We start from the raw sequence: 24013 nt of genomic DNA on the forward strand, positions 1-24013 counted from the left end.
CGCAGACACACCCAAGGAGACGCATGAGCGCTCAGCCGAACGTCCTGAACCAGTCCCTGCTCGAGGTGGACCCGGAGATCGCCGCGGTCCTCGACGGGGAGCTCGCGCGCCAGCGCGACACCCTCGAGATGATCGCCTCGGAGAACTTCGTGCCGCGCGCCGTCCTGCAGGCGCAGGGCTCGGTCCTCACGAACAAGTACGCCGAGGGCTACCCGGGCCGCCGCTACTACGGTGGCTGCGAGCAGGTCGACGTCGCCGAGAACCTCGCGATCGCCCGCGCCAAGTCGCTGTTCGGTGCCGAGCACGCCAACGTCCAGCCGCACTCCGGCGCGACCGCGAACGCGGCCGTCCTGCACGCCCTCATCAACAAGGGCGACAAGATCCTCGGCCTCGAGCTGGCGCACGGCGGCCACCTCACGCACGGCATGAAGATCAACTTCTCGGGCAAGCTGTACGACGTGTCCGCGTACGGCGTGGACCCGCAGTCGTACCGCATCGAGATGGACGAGGTCCGCAAGACGGCCCTCGAGACCCGCCCCGACGTGATCATCGCCGGCTGGTCCGCGTACCCGCGCCACATCGACTTCGCGGCGTTCCGTGAGATCGCGGACGAGGTCGGCGCGAAGCTCTGGGTCGACATGGCGCACTTCGCCGGCCTCGTCGCCGCGGGTCTGCACCCGTCCCCGGTGCCGTACGCCGACGTCGTGTCCTCGACGGTCCACAAGACCATCGGCGGCCCCCGCTCGGGCTTCATCCTCTCCAAGGAGGAGTACGCCAAGAAGATCGACTCCGCGGTGTTCCCGGGTCAGCAGGGTGGCCCGCTCATGCACGTCGTGGCTGCGAAGGCCGTGTCGTTCAAGATCGCCGCCTCGGACGACTTCAAGGACCGTCAGGAGCGCACGCTGCGCGGCGCGAGCATCATCGCGGACCGCCTGGCGCAGCCCGACGTCGCCGAGAAGGGGGTCTCGGTCCTCACCGGTGGCACCGACGTGCACCTGGTCCTCGTGGACCTGCGCCACTCGGAGCTCGACGGCCAGCAGGCCGAGGACCTCCTGCACGCCGTGGGCATCACCGTGAACCGCAACGCCGTGCCGTTCGACCCGCGTCCCCCGCGCGTCACGTCGGGCCTGCGCATCGGCACGCCCGCGCTCGCGACCCGTGGCTTCGGGGACGCCGAGTTCACGGAGGTCGCCGAGATCATCGCTGCGACCCTCAAGGCCGGTGCCGGCGCGGACGTCGAGGGCCTGAGCGCTCGCGTGCGCAAGCTGACGGCCGACTTCCCGCTGTACCCGGGACTGTCGCAGTAAGTCACGCACGACCCGCTGAGTGCGGAGTACTTGTCGCCGATCCGGCCGATCCGCGACAACTGCTCCGCACTCAGCGGTCTGTTCGTCCCCGCCAGACCCCGAGGAGCCCCATGACCGCGCAGATCCTGGACGGCAAGGCCACCGCCGCCGCCATCAAGGCCGAGCTCAAGACCCGTCTCGTGACCCTCGCCGAGCACGGCGTCGTGCCGGGCCTCGGCACCCTCCTGGTCGGCGACGACCCGGGCTCGCAGTGGTACGTCGCGGGCAAGCACCGCGACTGCGCCGAGATCGGTCTCTCCTCGATCCGCGAGGACCTGCCCGCCGAGGCCACGCAGGAGGAGATCGAGGCCGCGGTCCGCCGCCTCAACGAGGACCCCGCGTGCACCGGGTACATCGTGCAGCTCCCGCTCCCGAAGGGCATCGACACCAACCGCGTGCTCGAGCTCATCGATCCCGACAAGGACGCCGACGGCCTGCACCCGACCAACCTCGGGCGCCTCGTGCTGCGCGTCAACGAGGACGTCACGTCGCCGCTGCCGTGCACGCCGCGCGGCATCATCGAGCTCATCGAGCGCCACGGCGTCTCGCTCGCGGGCAAGGAGGTCGTGGTCGTGGGGCGCGGGGTGACCGTCGGCCGCTCGATCGGCCTGCTCCTCACGCGCCGCGCGGTCAACGCGACCGTCACGCTCACGCACACGGGCACCCAGGACCTGGCCTCGCTCGTCCGGCGGGCCGACGTCGTCGTGGCCGCCGCGGGCGTCAAGGGCATCATCACGCGCGACATGGTCAAGCCGGGCGCCGTCGTGATCGACGTGGGCGTCTCGCGCGAGGTCGACGAGGAGACGGGCAAGAGCCGCGTCGTCGGTGACGCCGACCCGGCCGTGGCCGAGGTCGCGGGCTGGATCTCGCCCAACCCGGGTGGTGTCGGGCCGATGACGCGCGCGATGCTCCTCGCGAACGTCGTGGACTCGGCCGAGCGCGCGGCGGGCATCGCCAGCGTCTGACCCGTTCCCGGGACGGGCGTGACCTGCGGGTCGCGCCCGTCCCGTCGTTTCCTGACGTCCTGTCGTGCGCCGGCCCTGCGCAGGTCTAGTGTTCCGCCATGACCCCCGCGTCCCGGGCTAGGGGGGACGACGGCATCGCGGCCCTCGTCCCTGCGCCTCTCGCCGTCCCTCCGTCCGTCCGGCGCGCCCGCCGCAGCGCCACGGCCGCGTACGCGGCGCAGGGCTTCGGGTTCGCCGTGATGCTGACCAACATCCCGACGTACGAGCGCTACCTCGGCATCGGCCCCGACGTCATCACGCTCGTGATCCTCGGCGTCTGCGTGTGCGCGGCGACGGGCAGCGCGCTGTCGGGGTGGCTCGCGGCCCGGTTCGGGTCGGCGCGCGTCGTGACGGGCGGGCTCCTCGTCGCGGCGGCGGGGATCCTCGCGGTCGGGCTGAGCGCAGGGGCAGGGCTGCTCGCGACCTTCTTCCTCGCGTTCGCGGTGTACGGGCTCGCGCTCGGGTCGGTCGACGCGTCGACGTCCATGCAGGGCATCGACGTGCAGCGCGCCTACGGGCGCAGCCTCATCGCGGCGTTCTTCGCGGCCAACGCGGCGGGCGGGGTCGTCGGTTCGCTCGCGGTCTCGGGGGCTGCGGCCCTAGGGCTCGCGCTGCCCGTGTCGCTCGCTCTCGTGGCGGGGGTGGTCGCGGTGGCGGTGCTCGTGCTGCGGGCGGGGCTGCTCTCGCGGACCGCGGCGGTCGCGGTCGCGGGGTCCTCCGGGGGGCCTGCGGCGGGGAGCGGGAGCCAGGTGCCCGACGGCGTCGCTCCCGTCGCCAGGTCGGCCGGCGGGTCCGCGGTGACCGGCCACGGCGAGGCGGGGGTCGGCGCTGCCGCTGCGGCCGGCGCTCGTGGCGCGACCGGCATGGTGGGCGCCGGGACCGTGATCGTGCTGGGCATCGCGATGCTGGCCTTCCCCGTCGCGGACTCCGCGGTCTCGAGCTGGGGCGCGACGTTCCTGCAGGGCGTGCTCGGGGCGAGCGCCGTCGTCGGGCCGCTGGGCTTCGGCGCCTACCAGGCGACCCTCATCTGCTCGCGGCTCCTGGGAGACCGGGCGGTCGAACGCTGGGGGCGCGTGCGGGTCGTGGCGCTCGGAGGCGCCGTGGGCGTCGTGGGGCTCGGGCTCGTCGCGGTCTCGCCCGTGTGGCCGCTCGCGGTGCTGGGGTTCGCCGCGACCGGGCTGGGGCTCGGGGTCGTGGCGCCCATGGCGTTCTCAGCCGCGGGCGACCGGGCGGCGGAGGCCGTCGCGGGGGCCGGTGCTGGGGCCGCTGTGACGGTCGGTGCCGCGGGGACGAGCACGGACCTCCCGACGGTCGAGGACGCGACCGACCGCGCGGTGGCCAGGCTCAACGTCTTCACGTACGTCGGCGCGGTGCTCGGCGGCGCGATGACCGGGGTCTTCGCGACGACCGACGCGCTGCGCGCAGGGTTCGGGGTGCTGGCCGTGCTGGCGCTCGCGACGGTGCTGCTCGCGGGGAGGTTCCGCGAGGCGTCGCTGCCGGAGGACCTGTCAGAACCGGCCTGATGCGGGGGTTTCGCTCGCTCTGACACGTGCCGTGCGGCCACGGGCCGTCCATGGCGGGCCGTGACCAGCGTCTCGCCGCGCGGTTTTCGCTCGTGTGGGTGGCGTGGGGTTTGATGTCGAGGTGCTCACGATCGCTACAGCCAATGTCAACGGGATCCGCGCCGCCTACCGCCGGGGGATGGACGCCTGGGTCGCGTCGCGCACCCCGGACGTCATGCTCCTGCAGGAGGTCCGCGCGCCTGACGAGATCCTGAACGAGCTCGTGGGCGAGGACTGGCACATCGCGCACCAGGCGTGCGACATCAAGGGCCGGGCCGGTGTCGCGGTCGCGTCGCGCCTGCCCGTGACGGCAGTGCGCGTCGGGCTGGGCAAGGGCGAGCCGGAGCCTCCGGTCGACACGGGCCGCTGGGTCGAGGCCGACCTCGAGCTGCCGTCGGGCGAGAGGCTCACGGTCGTCTCGACGTACATCCACTCGGGCACCGCGGGCACGCCCAAGATGGACGAGAAGTACGCCTACCTCGAGAAGGTCACCGAGCGCCTGCGCGAGCTCTCTGCCGCGGGCGGTCTCGCGGTCGTCGCGGGCGACGTGAACATCGCGCACAAGAACGTCGACATCAAGAACTGGAAGGGCAACCAGAAGTCGGCCGGCTTCCTCCCCGAGGAGCGTGCCTACCTGGACACCTGGTTCGACGAGCTCGGCTGGGTCGACCTCGGTCGCAAGCACGGCGGCGAGGGCCCCGGGCCGTTCACCTGGTGGTCGTGGCGCGGGCAGGCGTTCGTCAACGACTCAGGGTGGCGCATCGACTACCAGCTCGCGACGCCCGCGCTCGCCGAGCGCGCGGTCAAGGTCGAGGTCGACCGCGCCGACGACTACGAGAGCCGCTGGAGCGACCATGCCGCGCTGGTCGCGACGTACGACCTCTGACGGGACGCTCCCGCCCCGGCGTCAGTCGCGGGCCGGGACGGGCAGCTCGCTCATGCGGGACAACGGTGACAGCAGCACGGGCAGTGCCCCGAGCGACATGACGAGCGCCCCGACCCACAGGGCGGGCGCCACGCCCCACACGGTCCCGATCCACCCGCCGAGCAGGCCGCCGATCGGGAGGGGGCCCCACACGAGGAACCGGGCCGAGGCGTTCATGCGCCCCAGCAGCGCGGGCGGGCAGAGTCGCTGGCGGAAGCTCACCTGCGCGACGTTGTAGACGACGACCGCGAGGTTGAACACGAAGCCCCCGACGACGAGCACGACCGCAACGAGGGCGTCGGCGGCGCCCGTGGCCGCCACCCAGGCTGCCGCGGGCGTGATCGCGTACGAGACCCCGGTGAACACCGCTGAGGCGGGGATGACCCGCGCCGGGCCGACCCACCGTGCCGCCCGGTCGGCGAGGACCGCACCGAGCAGCCCGCCGGCCGCGCTCGCCGACAGCACGACGCCGTAGGTCGCCGTCCCGACGTCGAGCGTGCGCAGCGCGAAGATCACCACGACCGCGTTGCCGATCGCGCCGCCCAGGTTGCCGAGCGACGTGCACGCGAGGATGCGGCGGAGCAGGGGCTCGCTCGCGACGAAGCGGAGCCCTTCGGCGATCTCGGTGCGCAGGGGGCGTCGTGCCGCCGGGTCGGGGAGGTCCTCGTGGTGGCGGATCCGCGAGACCGCGAGCGCGCTCGCGAGGTAGGTGCAGACGGTCGCGACCATGACGAGCGGCGCGGACAGCACGCGCAGCGCGACGCCGCCGATCGCGGGCCCGGCGATCATCGCGACGGACTGGGTCGCCTGGAGCTTGGAGTTTCCTTCGACGACGTGGTCGAGCCCGACGAGGCCGGGTACGTAGCTCTGGTGCGCGACGTCGAAGAAGAGGCTGAACGTGCTGATGACGACGGCCGCGCCGATGAGCAGTCCCATGCTCGCGTGGCCGGTCAGGGCGGCGACGACCACGACCGAGAGGATCGCGGCACGCGCGAGGTCGGCGGTGACGAGGACCCGGCGCTTGCGCATCCGGTCGACCCAGGCACCCGCGGGCAGGCTGAGCAGGAGGAAGGCCGCGGTCTCGGCGGCGTTGAGGGCGCCCATCTGCCATTCGCTCGCGTGCAGGTGGGTCACGGCGAAGATCGGCAGGACGAACCCCGTGAGCTGGGCGCCGAGCTGGCCCAGCGCGTCCCCGCCCCACAGGTGCCGGAAGTCGCGATGGTGGACCAGGCTGCGCGGGGCAGCGGTGGTGCTCGGCGCGGGCTCGTCGGGCGTCATGCGGTCAGCCTGGTGCAAGTGATTGAGAAATGTCAATCAGTTAGCCTGTGGGGGTGACCCCGGATCGTGCTACTCACCCCACGCCGCCAGTGTCCGAGCCCGTGGCCGGCGCGGCGGCGCCAGTTCCGGTGGCCGGCGCTGCCGCGCGCGGTGCGCACGCGCCGACTGCCGACCTGCCGACTGCCGGCGACTCGGTCGCCGAGCGGGACGCCGACGCGCGCGCTCTGGCGTCGACGGTGCGCGTGCGGATCCTGCGCATCTGCCTCGACGAACCGCGGACCAACAAGGAGATCGCCCAGGTGCTCGGCAAGAACCCGGCGACGACGCTCCATCACGTCCGGACGCTCGTCGCGCGGGGGTTTCTCGCGGCGCAGCCCGAGCGCACGGGGGCGCGCGGGGCTCGGGAGGTGCCGTACCTCGCGACGGGCAGGTCGTGGACGGCGGACCTGGGGCCGGGTGGTCACCGGGTGCTGCTCGACGCGTTCCTGGAGGAGCTGGCCGTGGCTGATCCTGCGACCGTCGACATGGGCAGGCTCGGCCTGCGGCTCGACGCCGCGGGGCGCGAGGAGCTGTCGCAGCGCTTGAACGAGGTCCTCGAGGACTTCCGGCAGCGTGAGCCGGTGGCCGACGGCGAGCCGTGGTCGGTGTTCGTCGCGATCCACCACGACACGAGCCGCGAACCGCGCCCGAGTGCATGATCTCGCTGCGACTCGCCGGGCGTGTCGCAGCAGAGTCATGCACTCGACGCGGCGGAGCCGGATCGTCCGGTCTCAATCTGCCTGACAACTTGCAACTTTTGGTTGACAGAAGACAAAAGCCTCCTTAGGGTCCGAGAGTCAACGCTGACTCGTCTTCAAGGAGGAAGATCTCCAGTGCGAATCCCCTCACGTCATCGAAGAGGCCTCTCAGGCCTGCTCGGAGCCTCGCTGCTCGTCCCGCTCGCCTTCGCCGGAGCGCTCCCGTCCGCCCAGGCGGCCGACACCGAGATGGAGCCGGGCGTCACGCTCCGAACCTTCCAGCTCGCCCAGGACCCCGGGTCCGTGTGCACCCTCAAGTCGGGAACCACGCCCAACGTCGACAAGCTCATGCCGACGATCGACTGGAGCACGCCCGAGCAGTTCGGCGCGTCCGACCGCTTCATCACGCACGCGCTCGCGACGCTCACGGTTCCCGCGGAGGGCGAGTACACGTTCCGCGTGACGAACGACGACGGCGCGCTCGTCTACGTCGACGACCAGCTCCTCCTCGAGAACGACGGACCCAACGACTCGACCTCGGTCGAGGGGGCGATCACCCTGACCGCAGGGGCGCACGACCTGCGGGTCGAGTACTACGAGGGCACCGACAAGCAGCGCCTGACGCTCGCGTGGAAGACCCCGGGGTCCTCGACGTTCCAGGTCGTCCCGACGTCGGCCCTGAGCACCGAGGCGAACGTCGTGCGGGTCACCGCGCCCGGCAACAAGTACTGCGAGGGGGCCACGGACACCTCGGGCGACGGGCTGCGCCTGGACACGGTCAACCCGAACTACGAGCTGATCGACCTGCGTCCCGCGGGCTTCGAGCCCAAGGTCTCGGGCCTCGCGTTCACGCCGGACGAGAAGCTCGCCGTCGTGACCACGGGCGACGTGAGCTCCGGCGGCTGGCGGCCCGACCCGACGACCGGTGAGGTGTACCTCCTCGACGGCGTGATCGACGCGACCGGACCCGAGGACGTCACGGTCACCAAGGTCGCGGACAAGCTGCTCAACCCGATGGGCATCGAAGTCATCGAGGACTCGATCTTCGTCTCCGAGCGGTACCAGCTCACGCAGCTCACCGACCCGGACGGCGACGGCTTCTACGACACGCACACGAAGATCGCCGGCTGGCCCGACGGGGGGAACTTCCACGAGTTCGCGTTCGGCCTGATCCACGACGAGAACTACTTCTACGTCAACCTCTCCGTCGCGATCGACAACGGCGGCGCGACGACCACCCCGCAGCCCGCCGCCAACCGTGGCACGTCGATCAAGATCGACCGCGCGACGGGCGAGGTCAGCTACGTCGCGGGCGGCCTGCGCACCCCGAACGGCATCGGCTTCGGCCCCGAGGGCGAGATCTTCGGGACGGACAACCAGGGCGCGTGGCTGCCCGCGAACAAGCTCGTGCACATCGAGCAGGACAAGTTCTTCAACCACTTCACCACCCCGGCCGGGCCGTTCGACGCGAACCCCGTGTCCCAGCCCGCGCTGTGGCTCCCGCAGAACGAGATCGCCAACTCCCCAGGCAATCCGATCCTCGTGCAGGACGGCGAGTTCGCTGGGCAGATGCTGCTCGGCGACGTCACCTACGGCGGTCTCCAGCGCGCGTTCCTCGAGAAGGTCGACGGCGAGTTCCAAGGGGCGGTCTTCCGCCACACCGCGGGCCTCGAGGTGGGCGCCAACCGCGTCATCACGGGCCCCGACGGCGCGCTGTACGTCGGCGGGACGGGCGAGGGCGGCAACTGGGGCGAGTCCGGCAAGCTGCGGTTCGGCCTGCAGAAGCTCGCGACGGTGAACGAGGACTCGTTCGACATGGTGGAGATGCGCGTCGTCGAGGGCGGGTTCGAGATCGAGTACACCGACCCGGTGTCCGACGCCGTCGTCGCGAAGCTGGCCGACGCCTACAAGCTCACGCAGTGGCGCTACGTGCCGACCCAGCAGTACGGCGGACCCAAGGTCGACGAGCAGCCGCTGTTCGTCACGGACGCCACCGTGTCCGAGGACCGCACCACCGTCACCCTCACGGTCGACGGGCTCAAGCCCGGGCACGTCGTGCACCTGCGCTCCCCGCGCCCGTTCGCCTCGGACGAGGGCGCCGAGCTCCTGAGCACCGAGGCCTGGTACACGCTCAACTCGCTGCCCGGCTACGTCGCCCCGGCGGACCGCGGCTGGTACGAGGCCGAGGAGGCGCAGCCGCTCGGTGGCTCGAGCCTCGGCTCGGACCACAGCAACTACTCCGGCACGGGCTTCGCCGCCGGTATGCAGAACGTCGGCTCCGGCCGCACGTTCGCCGTGACGGTTCCCGAGGCGGGCACCTACCCGCTCAACCTGCGCTACGCGAACGGCATCCACCCGTACACCGAGCTGCGCTCCAAGGACGTGTCGCTCTACGTCAACGGCCAGAAGGTCGGCCCGTGGACGCTGCCCACGACCGGCGACTGGAAGGTCTGGGACACGATCACGCGTGACGTCGCTCTCACGGCGGGGCACAACACGATCACCCTCAAGTACGACCAGGGTGACCAGGGCAACGTGAACCTCGACGTGCTGTCGATCGGGCAGAACCCCGACATCTGCTCCCCGGCCGACGTCGAGGACGGCTACCGCGGCATCTTCGACGGCACCCTCGCGAGCCTGGCCGACTGGAAGCTCGCGGGCTCCGGGACCTTCGGCCGCCAGGACGACTGCTCGATCCGCACCAACGGCGGCATGGGTCTGCTCTGGTACACGGCCCAGGAGCTCGAGGAGTACTCGCTCAAGCTCGACTGGAAGCTCGTCAAGGACGACAACGGCGGCGTGTTCGTCGGCTTCCCGAACCCCGGCAACGACCCCTGGGTCGCGGTCAACCAGGGGTACGAGATCCAGATCGACGCGAGCGACGCGGCCGACCGCACCACGGGCGCGATCTACACGTTCCAGGGTGCTGACGCGGCGGCCGTGAGCGCGGCCCTCAAGCCCGTCGGGCAGTGGAACGCGTACGACATCCGTGTCGAGGGCGACCGCATCCGGATCTACCTCAACGACGTGCTCGTCAACGACTTCACGAGCACCGACCCGGCGCGCGACCTGTCGAGCGGGTTCATCGGCATCCAGAACCACGGCGCCGGTGAGACGGTCTCCTACCGCAACATCCGCGTCAAGGACCTGGGTGCCGAGCCCGAGCCCGAGCTCGCGGTGTCGGTGACGGTCCAGCCCAAGTGCGTGGCCGGCAAGGTCACGCTCACCGTGCGTGCCGTCAACGACGACACGGTGCCGGTCGACGTCGTGCTCAGCACGCCGTTCGGCAAGAAGACCATGGTCGGCGTCCTGCCGGGCAAGTCCGCCCAGCAGACGTTCGCGACGCGTTCGACCTCGATCGAGGCCGGGGCGGCGACCGTGACGGCGAGCGCAGGGGACAAGGAGGTCGTGGTCGAGACGGCCTACGACGCGTCGAGCTGTGGCTGACGTGACAGCTCCTCGCTGAGTGCGTGGTTCGGCTGCGACACGCCCGGTGTGTCGCAGCCGAACCACGCACCCACCACGACAGGCGCAGCCTCGTTTGCTGCTGCGGCGCAGCGTCTGTCACCATCTGCCGGGGCGTCGACGACGACGTCCCACCGTGTCGTCGGGAGGTAGTCGACCCATGCTCGCGCACCTGGGACGGGTCATGGCCCGGCATCGCATCGCCGTCCTCGCCCTGTGGGGAGTGCTCGCCCTGCTGGGCGCGGTGATCGGCGGCGGGGTCTTCGACCGCACGACGACGGTCGACAGCCTGCCGCCCGGCGCGCCGTCGGCCCGGGCGCAGGCCCTGCTCGACGAGCTCGACCCGCAGGGCGAGACGCTCACGGCGGTCGTCGGCGGGGTCGACTTCTTCACGCCCTCGCTCGTCGAGAGCGGGAGCCGCGTGATGCACGAGGTCCGGGAGATGCCGGGGGTCCTGGAGGTCTCGGACGCCTTCACGTCCGGTGGGCTGATCTCGGACGACGGCCTCGGTTCGCTCGTCGTGGTCGAGCTCGACCCCGACCTCACGGACGAGCAGGCGCTCGAGGTCGGGGACCGTGTAACGGCTGCTCTCCAGACCATCGACGCCCCTGAGGTCGTCGTGGGCGGGGAGCTCATGGCCGAGCGGACGTTCGCCGACATCGCGACGGCCGACGCCGTGGTGGGGGAGTCGGTCGCCCTGGTGGTGCTGTGCGTCGTGCTGGTGCTCGTGCTGGGCGGCCTGCGGGCCGGGCTGGCACCGATCGTCGCCGCGCTCGCGTCGATCGCGGCCTCCCTCCTCGCGCTGAGCGCGCTCGCCGGCGCGGTGCCCGTGAGCGAGTTCGCGGTCAACGTCGTGACGCTCCTGGGCCTCGGCCTGGCGGTGGACTACAGCCTCCTGGTGATCGTGCGGTTCCGGGAGGAGCGTGAGGCGGCGCCCGGGGCCCCGCTCGAGGAGCTGCTGGCCCGGACCGTGTCGACCGCGGGCAGGGCGGTCCTCGTCTCGGGGCTCGCGGTCGCGTCGGCGCTCGGTGGGCTGCTCGTCCTGGCGGACCCCCTGCTCGCGAGCATGGCGCTGGGCGGCCTGCTCGTGGTCGCGCTCACGACGTTCGCCGGGCTCACGCTCGTGCCCGCCCTGGTCGCGGTGCTGCGCGCGTCGATCCCGGCCGCGCGGACCCGGACCTGGGCCCGCCGCCGCACGGGGCGCGGCTCCGGTCTGCTCGCCCGGTCCGCGGCGTTCGCGCAGCGCCGCCCCGTGGCCGTGACGCTCGGGTCGACTGCGGTCCTCCTGCTCCTGAGCGCGCCGCTGGCGTCGCTCGCGCTGGGCGCCTCGGACGCCCGCTCGCTCCCGCCGGGGACGCCGGAGCGGGTTGCCCAGGAGAGGATCGAGCAGGACTTCGAGATCCTGGGCGTCCAGCCGGTCGAGCTCGTGCTGGGGGCGCCCGTCGAGGATCCCGGCGTCCAGTCGTTCCTCGACGCGGTCTACGCGCTGCCCGGTGTCGAGGACGTCGAGCACCTCACCGACTTCCCGCCCGACGTGACGGTCGCCGAGGTGACCCCGGTGGGCACCGCGACGGACGAGACGGCGCAGGCCGTGGTCCGGGACGTGCGGGCGCTCGACGTCCCGTTCTCGGTGCAGGTAGCGGGCCCCGCGGCCGAGCTGGTCGACGCGACGCAGCAGTCGCGCGACCGGCTGCCCTGGGCGTTCGCCGTGGTCGTGCTGCCCGCGATGCTCCTGCTGGGCTGGCTCACCCGCTCGGTCGTGGTCCCGCTCAAGGCGTTGGTCCTGAACCTGCTCGCCCTGACCGCGTCGTTGGGGGTCCTGGTCGCGGTCTTCCAGTGGGGCTGGGGTGCGCGGTTCCTGGGCTTCGAGCCCACGGGCACGATCGACGCCACGAGTCCGGCGCTGCTGTTCGTCTTCCTGTTCGGCCTGTCGATGGACTACGAGGTGTTCCTCCTCGCGCGCATCGCGGAGGAGTGGCGCCGTCGGACGGGGGACGACCGCCGCGCGAACGACCGCGCGGTCCTCGCGGGCATCGTGGCGTCCGGTCCCGTCATCACGGTCGCGGCCGTGTCGATCGGGATCGTGTTCGCGGGCTTCGCGCTGGGTGACCTCGTGGCCATGAAGGAGATCGGGGTGGGCATGGCGGTCGCTGTCCTGCTCGACGTCACGATCGTCCGCGGCCTGCTCCTCCCGGCCTCGATGTCGCTCCTGGGGCGCTGGAACTGGTGGTTCCCGGGTGCGCGGACGCGCCACGGCGTCGGGCCGGACGGGGTGCGCGGCGAGGAGCCCTCGCCGCGCACCCTCGTGGGCAGCGGGACGTCAGCAGGCGCCGGCCGGGGCTGACGGTACGGCCAGCAGGAACCCGGGCGCGCCGAGCCCTGCTCGGGCGAAGGCTGCGGCGACGGCTTCCGCGACGGCGTCGGCGCGGTCGGCCGGGACCAGCGCGATCGCGGACCCGCCGAACCCGCCGCCCGTCATGCGTGCCCCCAGGGCGCCGGCGTCCCGTGCGGCCTCGACCGCGAGGTCGAGCTCGGTCGCGGAGACCTCGTAGTCGTCGCGCAGGGACGCGTGGGACGCGTCCATGAGCGGCCCGACGTCGGAGGCTCGCCCCGCGCGCAGCAGCGACACCAGGTCCTGGGTCCGGGCGATCTCGGTCACCACGTGCCGGACGCGGCGGCGCGAGACGTCGTCGGGCAGGCGGTCGAGTGCCTCGCCGAGGGCCTCGGCGAACGCCGCCTCGCCTCTCGGGGTTCCCGCCGCGGCAGCGATGACCGAGTCCGCGAGCTCGCGCAGGTTCGCGAGCCCCAGGGTCGCAGCGGCCGCCTCGCACGTCGCCCGTCGCTGCGCGTACTGGCCGTCGACCAGGGCGTGCTCGGCCCGGGTGTCGATCACGAGCAGCGCGAGCCCCTCGGCCGCGAGGTCGAACGGGATCTGCTCGACGGCGCGGGCAGGGTCGAGCCCCGGCCGGCAGTCGAGGAGCAGCGCATGGCCGGGGGCGCAGCGCAGCGAGGCCGACTGGTCCATGCCGCCCGTCGGGGCGCCCGCGACCTCGTTCTCGGCGCGGATCGCGGCGGCCGCGAGCGTCGCGCGACCGGCGTCGGTGGCCGCGAGACCCAGGCCGGCGACGTCGTCGATCCCGACCGCGACCGAGCACTCGAGCGCGGCCGAGGACGACAGGCCCGCGCCGTAGGGCACGCACGAGTCGACCACGGCGTCGAAGCCGCGGATGGTCTCGGCCGAACCGCCGGTCGCCTCGAGGTGCTGCCCGAGCGCCCAGGCGACCCCGGCCACGTACGCGGCCCAGCCGGTCACGGCTCCGGGCGCGACGTCCTCGAGCCGCCCGGTCCACGCGGCGCCGGGCTCCTGGGCCGAGGCGAGGCGCACGACCGAGTCGGTCCGGGGGCGCAGCGCGACGTACGTGCGGTGGGGGAGCGCGATGGGCAGGCACAGCCCGGCGTTGTAGTCGGTGTGCTCGCCGATGATGTTGACGCGCCCCGGTGCGGCGTAGACGCGGACCTCGGGGGCAACGTCCGCCTCGTCCCCGCCTTCCGTGCCGTCCGTGGGGTACGCGGCCGCGAAGGCCTGCCGGACGCGGTCCGCACCGACGTCGTCGGACCAGGACTCGACCCACTGCGCCGCCGGGGCCGGGGCGAGCGCCTGCAGGCGCGCCGCGATCCGCTCGGGGGTGGTGTCGCTGACCCAGGCGCCCATGCCCGACTCCGAGCCCGCGAGGTACTTGAGCTTGCCCGGTGCGCGCAGCACCGAGAAGACCTGCAGGTGCAGGCGCGAGAGCTCGCGCCCCTCGCGCACCGGGGCCTGGTGCCAGGCCGCGATGTAGGGCAGGGGGACGGGCGCGCCACCCGGCCCCTCGAAGAACAGGTCGAGGCGGCGCAGGAGCTCGAGGTAGGCGACCGCGAGGTCGTCGCGCTCGGCGTCGGTGAGCGCGGGCAGGTCGGGCACGTCCCGGCGCGGCGCGACGTGCACCTCGACGGGCCAGCGGGCCGCGAAGGGCACGTAGGCGACCCAGTGCTCGGTCTGCAGGACGATGCGACGGCCGTCGGCGAGCTCGGCGTCCAGGACGTCGCGCAGCAGGTTGCCGCCCGTGCGTTCGTGGTGCGCGCGGGCCTGGGCGAGCATCGAGCGGGTCTTGGGCGTGAGGTACGGGTAGCCGTAGATCTGCCCGTGGGGGTGGTGGAGCGTGACGCCGATCTCCTGGCCGCGGTTCTCGAAGCAGAAGACCTGCTCGACGCCAGGCTCGCGCCCGAGGGCCTCGGTGCGGTCGGCCCACGCGTCGATGATGGTGCGCACTCGCTGCGGGGGCAGCGCGCCGAACGACGAGGAGTGGTCGCTCGAGAAGACGATGACCTCGCAACGGCCCGACGCCGGAGCGCGGGTCTCGAGGGTCCCCTCGCCCTCGAGCGCTCCGTCGACGTCGGAGACGCCCGGCACGAGCTGGAGCGACGGGAAGCGGTTCTCGAAGACCACGACGTCGTAGTCGGTGTCCGGGACCTCGCCGTCCGAGTAGGCCGCGCCGGGGCGGGCCGGGCACAGCGGGCACGAGTCCGCAGCTGGCAGGAACGTGCGGTTCATGCGGTGCGCGGCCATCGGGATCCAGTCGCCCGAGAGCGGGTCGAGGCGCATCTCGGGGCCCGTGTAGGGGTGCTCGTGCCCGTCGGGGCCGGTCACGGCGGCGAACCGGTCGCCCAGCGGGCGGGGGTCGTCGAGCCGACGCGTGAGCTCGCCCGCGACGTACGCGGGCGAGTCGTCGAAGTAGACGAGCTCGCGGCCGTCGGCCAGGCGGGTCGGGGTGCGGCGCAGGTGCTGGTTCATCGGGAGGTACGACCGTCCTGGGGTGCGGGGGTGGGTGGGTACGGGCCAGGCAGGGCCGGCGGAGTCGGCCCGTCGCGCGTGACGACCACGAGGTGCTCGACGACGTCGCGCACGGCTGCCTGGTCGCCGGCGGGGAGGGCTTCGTCGGTCACGAGGACGTCGACCTGGTCGAGCCGCGCGAAGACGCTCAGGCCCGTGGTGGTCCACTTGGAGTGGTCGGCCAGGACGACCGTCTGCCCGGCGATCGCGACGAGCGCTCGGTTGGTCGCGGCCTCGTCCAGGTTGGGGGTCGTCAGCCCGGCCTCGACGCTCACGCCGTGCGCGCCCAGGAACGTCTGGTCCACGCGCAGGCTCGTGAGCGCGGCCTCGGTGAGGGGGCCGACCAGTGCGTCCGACGGCGTCCGGGAGCCACCGGTCAGGACGGTCTCGAGCCGCGGGTCGCCCGCGCGGTGCAGGGCCTCGGCGACCGGGAGCGAGTTCGTGACGACGGTCAGCGGGCGCAGCCGCGGGTCCGCCGCGATCTCGACCGCGAGCAGGTGCGTCGTCGTGCCCGCGGACAGGGCGATCGAGGACCCGGGGGAGACGAGACGCGTGGCGGCGCGGGCGATCGCGCGCTTCTCGTCGAGAGCAAGGGTGCTCTTGGCCTCGAACCCGGGCTCGTGGGACGTGGCCTGAGGCGAGACCGCGCCGCCGTGGACCTTGCGGAGCAGGCCCTGCTCGGCGAGCTCGAGCAGGTCTCGGCGGACCGTCATGTCGGAGACCCCGAGCTCCTGGGTCAGGTCGGCGATCCGGACGGCACCGTGGTCGCGGAGCCCCGCGAGGATGCGTTCGTGGCGCTGGGAGGCGAGCATGCAGCCATGGTGACACATTCGAACAGAAACAAACAATGTTGAACATGGTGGGGCTGGTCGCGGCGAACGTCCCGGTCGGCACGGTGGACGGCGCCGCCGCCCGACGACGACGGCCGACCACCCGGGCGGGTGGTCGGCCGTCGAGGGGTGCGTCCCGGGTCAGATGCCCCCGCGCAGCGCGGCGAGGAGCGCGAGGACCAGGGCCCTCGCGGGCGCTGGCCGGGCGCGCCCGGGCCCGGACGGCCGGGTGGATGACGGTAGGTTCATGCGGTGCCCCCCTAGGACATGCGTGTCGACACTGCGCGCGGCCTCGACCGCGGTGGTTCGTCGGGCTCTGGGAGGGCGTGCGCTGCTGTGCGGCACGCCCTCCCACGAGCGTCGGGTCAGTAGCGGATGGCGTCGATCACCTTGACCCGGACCGCGACGAGCGCGGGGATCAGACCGGCGAGAGCGCCCACGCTGACTGCCGCGACCATGCCGGTCACGGCGGCGGAGACCGGGAAGCCCGGCTGGTCCTGGACGGGCGAGCCCATCATGGTGTCGAGCGGTACGTTGTGCAGGATCACGATCGCGAGCGAGACCCCGACGACCCCGGCCACGACGGTCGCGACGACGCTCTCCATGAGCACCGAGAAGAAGACCCGACCGGAGGACGCCCCGAAGCTGCGGCGGATGCCGATCTCGCGGATCCGGTAGCGCACGGTGACGAGCGCGATGTTGACGAGGCCGAGGCCGCCCAGCAGGAGCGCGACCGCGCTCACGCCCAGGATGACCCACTTGGTGGCCCCGTCGATCATGTTCATCTCCGGGCTGTCCATGCGGGACACGTCGACCTGCGCCCCGGCGATGGCACCGGACAGGTCACGGCGGACCGCGTCGGTGAGCGCGTCGACGGTGTCGGTCGGGACCCAGAGCTCGAGCATCGGTGGCCCCGCGTTCATGAGCGACTCGGGGGTGCTCCACCGCAGCTTGGACTCGACGAGCATGTACGCGCTCGGCGACTCGCCCGGCCAGGTGTTGGCGTAGGAGCCGATGATCGTCGCCTCGACCGGGTTCTCTCCGCCGATCGTGATCGTCGGGTGATCCTCGATACGCTGGCCGAGCGCGTCGAGGAACGCCTGGTTGACGACGAGCGCGGGGGAGAGGTTGTCGGCGTCGCTCTCGGTGAACCACCGGCCGCCGTCCACCACGAAGCGGTGCATGGTGGCCCAGTCGGCGCTGACCGCGTTCGTCTGCGTCGGCATGGTCCCGCCGGGGAACCGGAAGGTCGTCTCGGACCACATGACCATGGACGAGTACTCGACCTCGTAGCGGGCTGCGATGTCCTCGTAGGCGGCGACGTACTCCTCGACGCCCGGGATCTCCTGACCCGTCGGGTACGCCGAGACGCTGAGGGTCGCCGGGCGGCCGCTCCAGCGTTCGTTGGCCTCGGCCGACACCTGGCGCAGCATGTCGCCCGCCGCCGTGATGGTCGTGATCGCGCAGACCGCGACCGCGACCCCGATGAGCGCGAGCAGCACCCGGAGCTTGTGGACCCGCAGCTCGTCCCACGCCTCGGCCAGGGCACCGAAGAAGCCGGTCACGAGGCCACCACCGAGTCGTCGAAGAGCCCGTCGACGCCGGTGCGGGGACGGGGCGTCCCGGCCGGCTCGGCGCCTGCCGCCGGGGCGGGCGCGACCGAGCCCAGCGTGACGGCGACGTGCTCCGCCTGGTGGTCCTCGCCGTCGGGCACGTGCTCCATGCCGGAGCCCAGGCCGTCGAGGGAGCCCGCGCTGCGTGCACCGATCGCGATGGGCGTGAGGATCCCCTCGGCGAGCCGGAAGTGGCGCTTGGCGCGCGAGGCGACCGCGAGGTCGTGCGTGATGGCGATCAGGGCGGACCCGTTCTCCTGGGCGATCGTGTCGAGAAGGTCCATGACCTCGCCGCCCGTGTCGACGTCGAGAGCGCCCGTGGGCTCGTCGGCGAGGATCACGCGCGGACCACGGACCAGCGCACGGGCGATCGCGACGCGCTGCTGCTCGCCGCCCGAGAGCTTCTCCGGCATGGTGTCGAGGCGGTCGCCGAGGCCGACGCGCTCGAGCATCTCCGCCGCGAGGCGCTTGCGGGCCCAGAACTGCTTGCCCTGGGCGTAGAGCAGCGGAGCGGCGACGTTCTCGAGGGCCGTGCGTGCCTGGAGCAGGTTGAACTGCTGGAACACGAAGCCGAAGTCCGCGCCGCGCCGGCGCGCGCGCACCCGCCCCGAGAGGCGGCCGATGGGCACGCCGTCGAGCAGGAAGTCGCCCGCCGTGGGAGTGTCGAGCAGCCCCAGGATGTTGAGCAGCGTGGACTTGCCGGTCCCCGACCGGCCGACGATCGAGACGTGCTCGCCCGCGTCGACCGTGAGGTCGATCCCGCGCAGGATCTCCAGGATCCGGTCGTCGGGGAGGCGGACCGACCGGGTCACGCCGTGCAGCTCGAGCAGGCTCATCCGGCCGAGCCTCCGTACATCATGTCCTCGTCGACCGGGGCGACGTCCTGGCCAGGAACGAACTGGAGCACGAGGTCGCCCTCGGCGACGCCCTCGACGATCTGCACCTGGGTGCCGTCGGTGATCCCGAGCTTCACGGCCGTCTCGACGGGCTCGCCGCCCTCCTCGCCCGCGAGCCAGACGTTGCCCGTCTCGACCGATCCCTGGACCGCGGTGATGGGGACGAGCAGCGCCTCCTCGGCCGAGCCGGCGGTGACCTCGAGCTTGGCCGCGAGGCCGGCGAAGACCGTGACGCCCGCAGGGACGGCACACGTGATCGACGCGGAAGGCGTCGCACCGGGCTCGGCGCCCGTCGGGTCCGGGTTCTCCGCAGGCGCCGCTGCGGCCGTGCCCATGCGCAGTCCGGTGCACGTGAAGGGTGCCGGCCCGCCGGTGACCGTCACGGTCGCCTCGGTGGGGATGGTCAGGAGGCGGAACTGCTGCTCCGGGAGCATCGAGGCGGACACCGACAGCGTGCCGGGGGAGACCGTCGCGAACGTGTCGCCGACCGCGACCTCCTGGTCCTTGATCGCGGTGAAGGTCGCGACCGTCCCGGCCGTCGTGGCCTTCATGGTGCTCTTGGTGACCTTGGGCTTGCGCTCGGTCACCGTCTCCTCGCCCGTCTCCTTGTTCGTCGTGACGAGCGGCTCCTGCGGCGTCTCGAGGGTGACCTCCAGCAGCGGGGCGCCGACCGCGACGACGTCGCCGACCTTGGCGTGCACCGCCGTGACCTTGCCGAGCTGGGTGACCTTCTCCGTGCTCGCCGGGTCCGCGACGACCTGGCCCGTGAGGGTCACGGTGTTGGTGATGGGTCCCTTGGCCACGGCCACCTGCGGCAACGTGACGACGGCCGAGGGGGTCTCGGTGTCGCCCTCGGCCTGCGGCGCGGACTTGAAGGCGATCACGACGAGGGTGACGGCGATCACCGCCCAGATCACGATGCGAAGGGCTGGGAAGATGATCCGGCGGGTGACGCCCACGGCAGGTCTCCAGGTGAATCCGATGAGCAGGAGGCTCAAGGTCTTGGCATGCTCCGGGAAGCCTAGGGGGGCCGATTCGGCCCGCGTATCCACCTCAGGTATGAGATGTCTGCGGAGAAGATCACGATCAGGTGTGGTTCCTGCCGTGATGCGTTGTCGATGCCCCCCTGGGCGACCGGCGCTGGTCACGCTTCTGACGAACGATGTGGGCACCCTACACCGGGACAGGTGTGCCAGGTCACACGGTCGGCTCGGACGGCGCCGACGTCCGAGCGCGTCGTCGGGTACGGGCGCGAGGCACGACGAAGGCCCGCCCCGGGGGAGGCGGGCCTTCGCGACGTTCGGGCGGTGAAAGGGGGGTCAGACGGGAGAGAGACCCAGCCGTCGACCCGCGAGGCCGCGGCTGCGGGCGGCCAGGTTGCGCGCGACGCCGCGCAGGGCGACGGCCGCAGGGGAGTCGGGGTCCGAGAGCGTCACGGGGGTGCCGTCGTCCCCGGCCTCGCGCAGCGACATGTCCAGGGGGACCTGCCCGAGCAGCTCGACCGGTCCGCCCGTCGCGGCCGTGAGGTTCGCCGCGACCTTCGCCCCGCCGCCGGCCCCGAACAGCTCGAGCCGTGACCCGTCCGGCTGCTCGAGCCACGACATGTTCTCGACGACGCCCACGACCCCCTGCTGGGTCTGTGTCGCGATCGATCCCGCACGCTCCGCGACCTCGGCGGCCGCGACCTGCGGGGTCGTCACGACGAGGATCTCGCTGGTCGGCAGGAGCTGCGCGACCGAGATCGCGATGTCGCCCGTGCCGGGCGGCAGGTCGAGGAGCAGGACGTCGAGGTCGCCCCAGTACACGTCCGCGAGGAACTGCTGGAGCGCCCGGTGGAGCATGGGGCCGCGCCAGATCACGGGCTGTCCCTGTGGCACGAACATGCCGATCGAGACGACCTTGACCCCGTGGGCGACGGGCGGCAGGAGCATGTTGTCGACGCGTGTGGGCTGGCGGTCCACACCGAGCATGCGGGGGATCGAGAAGCCGTAGATGTCGGCGTCGACGACCCCCACGCTGAGCCCGTCCGCGGCCAGGGCGACCGCGAGGTTCGCGGTCACCGAGGACTTGCCGACGCCACCCTTGCCCGACGCGATCGCGTACACCTTGGTCAGCGAGCCGGGCTTGGCGAAGGGGATCTCGGGCTCGCCCACGCCTCCGCGCAGCATGGTGCGCAGCTCGGTGCGCTGCTCGGCGCTCATGACGCCGAGGTCGACGCTCACCTCGCCCACGCCCGGCACGGTCTGCGCCGCGGCCGTGACGTCCTTGACGAGGGTCGACTTCATGGGGCAGCCCGCCACGGTCAGGTCGACGCCGACGACGACGCGCGCGCCGCCTGCCGCAGTGCCGTCCCCGGGCGCGGCGCCCTCGGCGCCCCCCGTCACCTCGACCGACCGGACCATCCCGAGCTCGGTGATGGGGCGCCGGATCTCCGGGTCCATCACCTGGGTCAGAGCCGTCCGGACGAGATCCTCGAGAACGTCGGTCGTGGGTGTTGCAGAGCCGCCAGCCATGGCCCCATCCTAAGCGGCCCGCTAGCGTTCGAGGATGGACGCCCTGGCCTCGATCGCGCGTGACTCGGCTCTCTTCCTCGACGCGGTGCGCGCCGCGCCGCCCGGGGCGCGCGTCCCGGCCTGCCCAGAGTGGGGAGTCGCGGACCTGACGTACCACCTGGCCGAGGTGCAGTCCTTCTGGAGCGCCGTCGTCGGGCCGGCAGCGGGTGAGGGCCTCGACGCCGACGACGTCGCTCCCCTCGCGCGTCCGGCGCACGACTCTGCGCTGCCCGACCTCGCCGCGACAGCCACCGCGCGCCTGCTCGCGGCCCTCGCGGGCCGCGACCCGTCCGAGCCCTGCTGGTCCTGGCACGACGCGGGGCGCACCGTGGGGTGGGTGTCCCGGCGCCAGGCCCACGAGGCCCTCGTGCACCGGGTCGACGCCGAGCAGACCGCGGGCCGCGACGTCACGGGCGCGGACCCGCAGGTAGCGGCCGACGGGGTCGACGAGGTCCTGCGCGTCCTGGTCGACGGCATCCCCGCCTGGGGGACGTTCACGCCCGACGGGAGCACGGTCTCGGTCGCGGTCGACGGGCCGGGGGAGACGCCGCGGTCGTGGGAGCTCGCGTTCGGGCGGCTCACGGGGGTCGGCCCCGAGTCGGGCACGGCGTACGACCTCGACTCGGCGCAGCTCGTGGACCTGCCCGGGTCCACGACGGCCCAGGTCTCGGGCCCGGCGTGGGCGCTGGACCTGTGGCTGTGGGGCCGGGCCGACCGGCAGGGGCTGACGGTCCACGGCGACCCGGCGCTCGTGGACCGGCTGCGCTCCGTCGCGAACGAGGGGATGCAGTAGCCACCGCCTGACCGCGCGAGGCGCTGGAGCGGGCCCGGACCGCCCAGGACCGCCCGACCCGCCCTACTGCTCGGTCGTGGTGTCCGGCCCGCGGCGTCCGGTGGTCGCGCGGCGCCCGTCGCGGTTCGCGCCGCGGCCGGACGTCGAACGTGGCAGCGGGGAGTCGAGCCCGCCCCGGCCGGACGCGCCCGTCGAGCCCGCCGAGCCTGTCGTCGAGCGGCCGACGTCGGCGGCCTCCGCGGCGCGCTCCGACTCCTTCTCGTCGAGCTCCTCGAGCAGGTTGCGGATCTCGGAGCGCACGAAGTCGCGCGTCGCGACCTCGTTGAGCGCGATGCGCAGCGCGGCCATCTCGCGCGCGAGGTACTCGGTGTCGGCGAGGTTGCGCTCGCCGCGCTGGCGGTCCTGCTCGGCGCTCACGCGGTCGCGGTCCGTCTGGCGGTTCTGCGCGAGCAGGATGAGCGGGGCCGAGTACGACGCCTGGAGCGAGAGCATGAGCGTCAGGGCCGTGAAGCCCAGGGCCGCGGAGTCGAAGCGCAGCGACTCGGGTCCCCACGTGTTGAAGCCCAGCCACAGGAGGCAGAACACGGTCATGTAGAGCAGGAACCGCGGGGTGCCCATGAACCGGGCGATGCCCTCGGAGATCTTGCCGAACGCGTCCTGCTCGACGCGGACGCGCGGCAGGAGGGTGCGGCGCGCGGCCTTGGGCGTGTCGAGGCGCTCAGCCACGGAGACCTCCTCGGCGGATCGGGAAGGCGGAGGACGCGGGGGTCTGCGTGCCGAGGCTCGACTCGTCCGCGTCGTCGTCCGTCTCGCGCCAGTCGTCGGGCAGCATGTGGTCGAGCACGTCGTCGACGCTGATGGCGCCCAGCAGGCGCTTCTCGTCGTCGAGCACGGGCAGGGCCAGCAGGTCGTACGCCGCGAGCAGGCGCGTGACGCGCCCGAGCGGCGCGTCGGGGCGCACCCACTCGATGTCGGAGTCGAGCACCGACCCGACCGACACGTGCGGGGGCTCGCGCAGGAGCTTCTGGAAGTGCACGACGCCCAGGAAGCGCCCGGTGGGCGTCTCGAGCGGGGGGCGCACGACGAACACGAGCGCGGCGAGCGCGGGCGGCAGGTCCTGCCGGCGGATCTGCGCGAGGGCCGTGGCGATCGTGGTCTCGGGTCCGAGGACCACGGGCTCGGTCGTCATGAGACCGCCCGCGGTGTCCTCGTCGTACGCGAGGAGCCGGCGCACGTCGCGTGCCTCCTCGGGTTCCATGAGCTCGAGGAGCTCGGCCGCCTGCTCCTGGGGGAGCTCGTGCAGGAGGTCGGCGGCGTCGTCTGGCTGCATGGCCTCCAGGACGTCGGCCGCACGGTCGGTGTCGAGGCCCGAGAGAATCGCGACCTGGTCGTCCTCGGGGAGCTCCTCGAGGACGTCGGCGAGGCGCTCGTTGTCGAGGGCCGTGGCGACCTCGAGGCGGCGCGTGTCGCCGAGGTCGTGCAGGACGTCGGCGAGGTCGGCGGGCTTGAGGTCGTCGTAGGCCGCGAGCAGGCGGGCGGCGCCCTGGGTCTCGGGCGTCCCGGCGAGGCCAGTGACCGCGCCGATCTCGACGACGAACGCGTCGCCGCGCCGCCGGATCCCCAGCGCGTTGGGGGACGTGTGACGGCGCACGAAGAGCTGATTGACGAGCCAGTCGCCCGTGCGCTGCTTCTCGATCGAGAGATCCTCGACCGTCGCGGACCCCGAGCCGTCGACGAACTGCACGGTCCGGTCGAGCAGCTCGCTCACCGCGAGGGTCTCCATGGCGCGCTGCTCGAAGCGGCGCATGTTGACCAGGCCGGTGCTGATGACCTGTCCCGCGTCGATGCTCGTGACGCGGGTCAGGGGCAGGAAGACGCGTCGTCGACCGGGCACCTCGACCACGAGGCCGACGGCGCGCGGGGCCCCTTTGGGGCGGAGGAGGACGACGACGTCACGCACGCGTCCGACCTGGTCACCGAGGGGGTCGAACACCGCCGTACCGGCCAGGCGCGCGACGAAGACGCGGGTAGTTGCACTCACGTCGCAAGACTACGCACCGCGCGGTGCGGTGGCGCCTCGACGGTCCGGCGACCTGGAGGAGAGGAGGTGCCGACCCTGTGCCGACCGTGTGCCGAGCGGCC

At 72.7% G+C, this 24013-nt stretch carries 17 protein-coding genes and 1 pseudogene; 8 read left to right on the top strand and 10 right to left on the bottom strand.

The window, feature by feature from the left end; genetic code table 11:
- Positions 1-23: 23 nt before the first annotated feature.
- The 4 genes from glyA (at position 24) to ACZDYF_RS03900 (ending at position 4798) form a co-directional block, all read left to right on the top strand.
- Positions 24-1307: a serine hydroxymethyltransferase gene (glyA, locus tag ACZDYF_RS03885; protein WP_191789406.1), complete on the top strand. Its 1284-nt coding sequence runs from the start codon at positions 24-26 to the stop codon at positions 1305-1307.
- 110 nt (positions 1308-1417) lie between these two features.
- Positions 1418-2311, top strand: coding sequence for a bifunctional methylenetetrahydrofolate dehydrogenase/methenyltetrahydrofolate cyclohydrolase (locus ACZDYF_RS03890; RefSeq protein ID WP_475053637.1), 894 nt, complete (start codon positions 1418-1420; stop codon positions 2309-2311).
- A 98-nt stretch (positions 2312-2409) separates the two neighbouring features.
- Entirely contained in the window at positions 2410-3873 is a 1464-nt protein-coding gene (locus ACZDYF_RS03895) for an MFS transporter (protein ID WP_475053642.1), read from the top strand.
- 121 nt (positions 3874-3994) lie between these two features.
- Entirely contained in the window at positions 3995-4798 is an 804-nt protein-coding gene (locus ACZDYF_RS03900) for an exodeoxyribonuclease III (RefSeq protein ID WP_364076434.1), read from the top strand.
- 21 nt (positions 4799-4819) lie between these two features.
- On the opposite strand, the gene ACZDYF_RS03905 is transcribed toward ACZDYF_RS03900, so the two are convergent.
- Positions 4820-6115, bottom strand: a complete 1296-nt coding sequence (locus tag ACZDYF_RS03905; RefSeq protein ID WP_475053648.1) for an MFS transporter — start codon at positions 6113-6115, stop codon at positions 4820-4822.
- 89 nt (positions 6116-6204) lie between these two features.
- On the opposite strand from ACZDYF_RS03905, the gene ACZDYF_RS03910 reads away from it, so the two are divergent.
- The 3 genes from ACZDYF_RS03910 (at position 6205) to ACZDYF_RS03920 (ending at position 12661) form a co-directional block, all read left to right on the top strand.
- Positions 6205-6813: an ArsR family transcriptional regulator gene (locus tag ACZDYF_RS03910; RefSeq protein WP_475053653.1), complete on the top strand. Its 609-nt coding sequence runs from the start codon at positions 6205-6207 to the stop codon at positions 6811-6813.
- Between the two features lie 174 nt (positions 6814-6987).
- A complete protein-coding gene (locus ACZDYF_RS03915) occupies positions 6988-10299 on the top strand; it encodes a 3-keto-alpha-glucoside-1,2-lyase-like domain-containing protein (protein ID WP_475053655.1) in 3312 nt (1103 codons plus the stop codon).
- Between the two features lie 178 nt (positions 10300-10477).
- Positions 10478-12661 (top strand): MMPL family transporter, encoded by a 2184-nt coding sequence (locus tag ACZDYF_RS03920; RefSeq protein ID WP_475053658.1) that lies wholly within the window; start codon positions 10478-10480, stop codon positions 12659-12661.
- On the opposite strand, the gene galK is transcribed toward ACZDYF_RS03920, so the two are convergent.
- The 7 genes and pseudogenes from galK to ACZDYF_RS03955 form a co-directional block, all read right to left on the bottom strand.
- Positions 12638-13993: a galactokinase gene (gene galK, locus ACZDYF_RS03925; RefSeq protein ID WP_475054597.1), complete on the bottom strand. Its 1356-nt coding sequence runs from the start codon at positions 13991-13993 to the stop codon at positions 12638-12640. The two genes, ACZDYF_RS03920 and galK, sit on opposite strands and share 24 nt — an antisense overlap.
- Positions 13967-15148 (bottom strand): annotated as a pseudogene (gene galT, locus ACZDYF_RS03930) (galactose-1-phosphate uridylyltransferase); the annotation flags it as partial. The gene galK and the pseudogene galT, both read right to left, overlap by 27 nt.
- Positions 15145-15999, bottom strand: a complete 855-nt coding sequence (locus tag ACZDYF_RS03935; RefSeq protein WP_475053660.1) for a DeoR/GlpR family DNA-binding transcription regulator — start codon at positions 15997-15999, stop codon at positions 15145-15147. The pseudogene galT and the gene ACZDYF_RS03935, both read right to left, overlap by 4 nt.
- Positions 16000-16382: 383 nt before the next feature.
- On the bottom strand, positions 16383-17582 hold the full coding sequence (locus ACZDYF_RS03940) for an ABC transporter permease (protein WP_364076457.1): 1200 nt from the start codon (positions 17580-17582) through the stop codon (positions 16383-16385).
- Entirely contained in the window at positions 17579-18466 is an 888-nt protein-coding gene (locus tag ACZDYF_RS03945; RefSeq protein ID WP_475053663.1) for an ABC transporter ATP-binding protein, read from the bottom strand. The genes ACZDYF_RS03940 and ACZDYF_RS03945 overlap by 4 nt, the downstream gene beginning before the upstream one ends.
- Positions 18463-19524, bottom strand: a complete 1062-nt coding sequence (locus ACZDYF_RS03950; RefSeq protein WP_475053665.1) for an efflux RND transporter periplasmic adaptor subunit — start codon at positions 19522-19524, stop codon at positions 18463-18465. Before ACZDYF_RS03950 ends, ACZDYF_RS03945 begins: the two co-directional genes overlap by 4 nt.
- A gap of 321 nt (positions 19525-19845) precedes the next feature.
- Positions 19846-21039, bottom strand: coding sequence for an Mrp/NBP35 family ATP-binding protein (locus tag ACZDYF_RS03955; protein WP_475053668.1), 1194 nt, complete (start codon positions 21037-21039; stop codon positions 19846-19848).
- A gap of 34 nt (positions 21040-21073) precedes the next feature.
- Here ACZDYF_RS03955 and ACZDYF_RS03960 point away from each other — a divergent pair, with 34 nt between their 5' ends.
- On the top strand, positions 21074-21871 hold the full coding sequence (locus ACZDYF_RS03960) for a maleylpyruvate isomerase N-terminal domain-containing protein (protein ID WP_475053670.1): 798 nt from the start codon (positions 21074-21076) through the stop codon (positions 21869-21871).
- A gap of 63 nt (positions 21872-21934) precedes the next feature.
- Here the strand turns inward: ACZDYF_RS03960 and ACZDYF_RS03965 are convergent, their stop codons facing one another.
- Positions 21935-22597: a DUF1003 domain-containing protein gene (locus ACZDYF_RS03965; protein ID WP_191789391.1), complete on the bottom strand. Its 663-nt coding sequence runs from the start codon at positions 22595-22597 to the stop codon at positions 21935-21937.
- Positions 22590-23912: a magnesium transporter MgtE N-terminal domain-containing protein gene (locus ACZDYF_RS03970; RefSeq protein WP_377679044.1), complete on the bottom strand. Its 1323-nt coding sequence runs from the start codon at positions 23910-23912 to the stop codon at positions 22590-22592. The genes ACZDYF_RS03965 and ACZDYF_RS03970 overlap by 8 nt, the downstream gene beginning before the upstream one ends.
- Positions 23913-24013 lie beyond the last annotated feature (101 nt).

The sequence above is a fragment of the Oerskovia sp. PE-21s genome, from assembly GCF_056158145.1.

Excerpts from the sequence above, each read along its gene's own strand:
- glyA (WP_191789406.1), top strand. The coding sequence starts at position 24 with ATGAGCGCTCAGCCGAACGTCCTGAACCAGTCCCTGCTCGAGGTGGAC.
- ACZDYF_RS03890 (WP_475053637.1), top strand. The coding sequence starts at position 1,418 with ATGACCGCGCAGATCCTGGACGGCAAGGCCACCGCCGCCGCCATCAAG.
- ACZDYF_RS03895 (WP_475053642.1), top strand. The coding sequence starts at position 2,410 with ATGACCCCCGCGTCCCGGGCTAGGGGGGACGACGGCATCGCGGCCCTC.
- ACZDYF_RS03905 (WP_475053648.1), bottom strand. The coding sequence starts at position 6,115 with ATGACGCCCGACGAGCCCGCGCCGAGCACCACCGCTGCCCCGCGCAGC.
- ACZDYF_RS03920 (WP_475053658.1), top strand. The coding sequence starts at position 10,478 with ATGCTCGCGCACCTGGGACGGGTCATGGCCCGGCATCGCATCGCCGTC.
- ACZDYF_RS03935 (WP_475053660.1), bottom strand. The coding sequence starts at position 15,999 with ATGCTCGCCTCCCAGCGCCACGAACGCATCCTCGCGGGGCTCCGCGAC.
- ACZDYF_RS03945 (WP_475053663.1), bottom strand. The coding sequence starts at position 18,466 with ATGAGCCTGCTCGAGCTGCACGGCGTGACCCGGTCGGTCCGCCTCCCC.
- ACZDYF_RS03955 (WP_475053668.1), bottom strand. The coding sequence starts at position 21,039 with ATGGCTGGCGGCTCTGCAACACCCACGACCGACGTTCTCGAGGATCTC.
- ACZDYF_RS03960 (WP_475053670.1), top strand. The coding sequence starts at position 21,074 with ATGGACGCCCTGGCCTCGATCGCGCGTGACTCGGCTCTCTTCCTCGAC.